At 61.4% G+C, this 4,458-nt stretch carries 5 protein-coding genes; 1 reads left to right on the top strand and 4 read right to left on the bottom strand.

Annotated elements, in window-relative coordinates:
* Positions 1 to 165: 165 nt before the first annotated feature.
* Positions 166 to 1,122: a GTPase Era gene (gene era / locus AWU74_RS04155; protein WP_062327937.1), complete on the top strand. Its 957-nt coding sequence runs from the start codon at positions 166 to 168 to the stop codon at positions 1,120 to 1,122.
* A 319-nt stretch (positions 1,123 to 1,441) separates the two neighbouring features.
* Here era and AWU74_RS04150 read toward each other — a convergent pair whose 3' ends face one another.
* From AWU74_RS04150 to AWU74_RS04140, 4 genes are all read right to left on the bottom strand, one after another.
* Positions 1,442 to 3,166 (bottom strand): SulP family inorganic anion transporter, encoded by a 1,725-nt coding sequence (locus tag AWU74_RS04150; protein WP_238580159.1) that lies wholly within the window; start codon positions 3,164 to 3,166, stop codon positions 1,442 to 1,444.
* A gap of 12 nt (positions 3,167 to 3,178) precedes the next feature.
* Positions 3,179 to 3,526 (bottom strand): transposase, encoded by a 348-nt coding sequence (locus AWU74_RS04145; protein ID WP_062327932.1) that lies wholly within the window; start codon positions 3,524 to 3,526, stop codon positions 3,179 to 3,181.
* On the bottom strand, positions 3,480 to 3,611 hold the full coding sequence (locus AWU74_RS13165; RefSeq protein WP_306700974.1) for a hypothetical protein: 132 nt from the start codon (positions 3,609 to 3,611) through the stop codon (positions 3,480 to 3,482). The genes AWU74_RS04145 and AWU74_RS13165 overlap by 47 nt, the downstream gene beginning before the upstream one ends.
* A gap of 267 nt (positions 3,612 to 3,878) precedes the next feature.
* A partial coding sequence (locus tag AWU74_RS04140; protein ID WP_162504785.1) for a ParB/RepB/Spo0J family partition protein occupies positions 3,879 to 4,458 on the bottom strand: 580 nt, incomplete at its 5' end.

Here is a 4,458-nt window from a genome sequence, read left to right as displayed (position 1 = left end):
CCTGTCCGGGCAGCAGGTCTTTTATCCGTTCCCACGCCTCGTCGCTTATATCGTGCCGGTGAATGCCTTCATTTCTTTTCATGCTTCTATTTTACCTCTTTTCCCCTATCCAGTCCACACTGCCTAGTGTAGCAAGCCTTCGGCTTGCAGCGTATACTGTGCGCTATGCAAGATTCCGCGCCCGGCGCGGCGCCGGGCAAAAAGAACGGCGTTGCCGTCATCATCGGTAGACCCTCGTCGGGCAAGTCCACGTTCCTGAACGCGGCGGCGAAGCGGCTGATTTCCATAGTGTCGCCCACACCCCAAACCACCCGCAACGCCGTGCGCGGAATCGTGAACGCGCCGGACGGTCAGATCGTGTTTATCGACACGCCCGGCTACCACTCCTCCGCCAAGAAGATGAACCTCCGCCTCGCCTCGCTCGCCCGCAGCGCACTCGACGGCGCGGACGCGCTGCTCTACCTCATAGACGCCAGCCGAGAGCCGGGCGAAGAGGAAGCGCTCACCGCCGCACTCGCCGCGCCGCACGCCGGAAAGCTGGTGGTCGCGGCGACCAAGACCGACCTCGTCGCGCCGCCGGAACTGCAGGGCTCGGCGGAGGCGCTCCCCGCGCCGCTTCTGCGCTTCGTCGCCGCGCATATCCCGTCCTATGACGCGGCGCGCATAATCCCGCTGTCGGCGGAGCGGCGCGTCAATATCGGCGCGGTGCTCGGCGCGTTGTTCGCCCTGATTCCCACCGACGCGGAGCACGCCGACCAGCTGTATCCCGAAGACTGCTACACCGACCAGCAGGCGGACTTCCGCATTGCGGAGATTATCCGCGAGCAGGCGCTCCGCCGCCTCCGCGACGAGATACCGCACGCGCTCTATATCGAAGTCGCCGATATGGAAATGCGGCAGGGCGGCAAGACGCTGTGGTGCCGCGCGTTCGTCTGCGTCGAGCGGGAGAGCCAGAAGCGAATGGTTATCGGCAAGGGCGCCTCGCTCATAAAGGCTATCCGCGCCGAGTCGCTCCGGGAACTGCAGGATATTTTCCCCTACTGCGTCGACCTCGACCTGCGCGTAAAGGTGCAGAAGAACTGGCGGCAAAGGGATACCGTGCTCTCGAAGCTGATATGGTAAAGCGGGTTTAGCCGATATGCGGCGACGGAGTTTCTCCGCCTCCGTCGGAGGGCTCCTCCGCTCCGCCTGATCCGCCGTTTCGTCTTTGTCGGTGAGTGCGCCGCTCCCGTCTGTTTGCCGGGCGGAATGCGTGGGGCACCTGTCCACCGAAGGGCGATAAAATCGTTTCGCTCATATTCTGCCGAATAAGGTACAAGGATATGCGCTGACCGAATCTACCGAGTTGCCTTAAGAAATTCGGCAGATAGGTGTGTCATAAAAGCTGACTACTGCACAGACATGCAAGGGGTCGTTTGCTTTACCTCTATGCGACGCAAACTCAGCCACTTTCCGCCCGCTGTATCGCTTCGTCTAGGTCTCCGGCGACATTCTCCTTCCCGACGTCCGCAAGAAAGCCCGCTTTTTCGAGCAGCTTCCGCGGCTGTCCGCGGATTTCGCACAGGATGACTCGTATCTGCCAGACGCGACACTGCGCGAAGAACGATTCGAGCGCGGCAATTCCGGTTGAATCGACGACGAGCACATCCCGCATTCTCAGAATCAGCGCGTGTGGACGCCGCTCCACGCCGCGGAACGTATCCTGCAGCATGTCGGCGACGCCGAAAAAGAGCGGTCCGGTGATTTCATACACTTCTATATCGTTGCGGTGAAGCGCGATTATCTTGCCCTCGGTGTTCGGGTCGATATTCCCGAACGCGAGTTCCGCGATAAGCGCGTCGTTCTGAGCCGTAACACCGGCGCTCGCAATCATCTGGCGCAGCACGACGACGGTGGCGAGCACCTTGCCGATTCTGACGGCGATTACCGGGTCGACGACAGCCGTCAAAACGCACGTAGCCGCGAGCACGGAGAGGTCGTTTATGGGGGCTCGCCGGGCGACCCGCACGAAAAGCGGGATGTTTGCGGCGTCCCACGCGGCAACCGCAAGCACGGCGGCGAGACTTGCAAGCGGAATGGCGGAGGAAGCGGGGCGGACGAAGTGGGCGAACAGCGCAAGCGCGAGCGCGGAGATGATTCCCGCGACAGGGCTGACGGCACCCGCCCTGACGCTTGCTGCGGTGCGGACGACCGCGCCGGAAGCGGGATAGCCGCCGAAAAAGGCGGAGGCGACGTTGCCGATTCCCTGCGCCACCAGTTCCGAGTCCGAGTTGTGGCGGTCTCCGGTCATGCCGTCTACCGCCGCAGCCGACAGGAGCGATTCGAGCGCGGCAAACAGCGCAATGGTGCAGGCATCGGGGAACGCATTCCGTACTGTGAGCCATGTGGTTTTCTGAAGTACGGCAAGGAGTCCGTCAGTCGGGACTTGGCTGAAGCCGCCGCCGACCGTCTCCACCGGCAATGCGAGCGCTTTGCACAGCGCGGTAGCCGCCAGTACGCCGACGAATGTGCCCGGCACGCGCGGGCGGAAGCGCCTGAGCGCGACGACCGTCGCCACCGTGCCTATACCCACGCAGAACGCGGCTGGTCCGGGCGACGTAATTCGCGACAGGAAGCTCGTCCCTTCGCGCAGGAACTCAAGCGGGACGACTTCCGCCTGCAAGCCGCAGAAGTCCTGCGCCTGCTGGAAACACAACCGGATTCCTATGCCGGCGGTAAAGCCGACCAGCACCGGATACGGGATGAATTTGACGGAGCGCCCCAAGCCGGTCAGCCCCATTGCGACGAGTATGACGCCCGCAAGTATGGTCGCTACAAAGAGTTCTTCCGTGCTGCGCTGCGCGACAATGCTGAAGATGACGGCGGCGAACGCGCCAGTCGTCCCGCTGATTTGGTAGCGGCTGCCCCCGAACAGGCTGACGCAGAAGCCCGCGGCGGCAGCCGTATATAGCCCCCGCACGGGCACGCCGCCCGAAGCATTGCCGAAGGCCAGCGCGAGCGGCAGCGCAACGACGCTCGCGCTGATTCCCGCGGCGCAATCCCTGCCGAATTTCGGCAGACTATATGCCTCCTCTCCTCGCTTTGAGAACATTTTGGCTATGCGCGGCACAAAATCGGCGGGACGGGTAAACGCGAACGGCTTCATTGTGGGCAGTATAGCACGCACGCCGAAAGCGTGCTACCGAGTTTGTTTACGCAAACTCGCGGCAAGAGGGCATAGCTGCTGGCACCTAGGTAATGTGGACTGGAAAGTAGAGGAACGCGCACCGGACATGAATGGCAGCAATGAAGGAAGCGGTGAGCTGTGCGCCGGCGCGGCAATTCCGCGCCGGCGCTTGAGGGCACGGAAGACGTTTTCAATGACGTGCCGTGCCCGATACAGTTCATGACTGTACGCTCTCTGCTCTTTTCGGCTTTTAACCGGAGGGATGACTGCTGTTATATCCGCTTCCCTAAGCATATCGAGCAGTTCGTTCGTGTTATACGCCTTGTCCGCAAGAAACGCTTCCGCCCCCAAATCCTCCATAAGGAGAGGCGCTTGGCTGCAGTCCGCGACAGTACCGCATTGTCACAATGCCGCTTTCCGGTATCCCGTACTCGTCAACTGCCAAGTGTAATTTGCTGTTCAGCCCCCTTTTGTGCGGCTAATGTCCTGACTGCCGCCGCACGCCCCGCATGCGTCCGCGTGTGCCTTGATATACGTCGAATCTATCATAAAAATATCCCCGGCAGGCTCGCAGGAACCCTGCGTCTATGCGATTCATACGCGCGTAGGAGGCACGGAATCCCGCGTTCCCTTTACAGGGGATGTCCGAGTTCCTTGAAGGAACTCGACAGAGAGGCGAAGCGCAAAGCGCGTATGTAGCAGTGTGCAGACTTCAGCTTGTTCTGTGCGGCGCAATCAGGGCGTACAGTCGCTCAAAGTCGGTTCTGGAATAAAAATCTACCTGAATGCTGCCTTTGTCGAATGTGCCTTTCAGGGCAACCCGCGTGCCGAGCCGCTCGATAAGCTCCTGCTCGATTTGGGCAAAATCGGGGTCGCGCGCTTCGGCGGCGTCTTTTTTTGCAGGCTTCACGGCGGGAGGTTCAGCACCGGAAGCGTATTGTTCCGCGTCGCGGACGGACAAACCGCCCCTCGCAATCCGCGCAAACAGCGTCCGCCGACTGACGGCGTCCTGCACCGCAAGCAGCGCCCGCGCGTGCCCTGCGGTAATCGTGCCGACGGCGAGTGCGGCGAGCATGTCTTCGGGCAGTTTCAGCAGGCGGACGGCGTTTGCCACGGTCGAGCGGTTTTTCCCGACGCGCCGCGCGACCTCTTCCTGACTCAGACTGCTTATTTCTATGAGTTTGCAGTATGCGCGGGCTTCTTCGACGGGATTCAAGTCTTCGCGCTGAATGTTTTCAATCAGCGCGATTTCAAGCTTGTGGTCGTCGGCGTATGACTTAAGCTGCACGGGG

Source organism: Treponema endosymbiont of Eucomonympha sp., from assembly GCF_001028545.1.
This window is presented reverse-complemented; position numbering and strand designations above follow the sequence as displayed.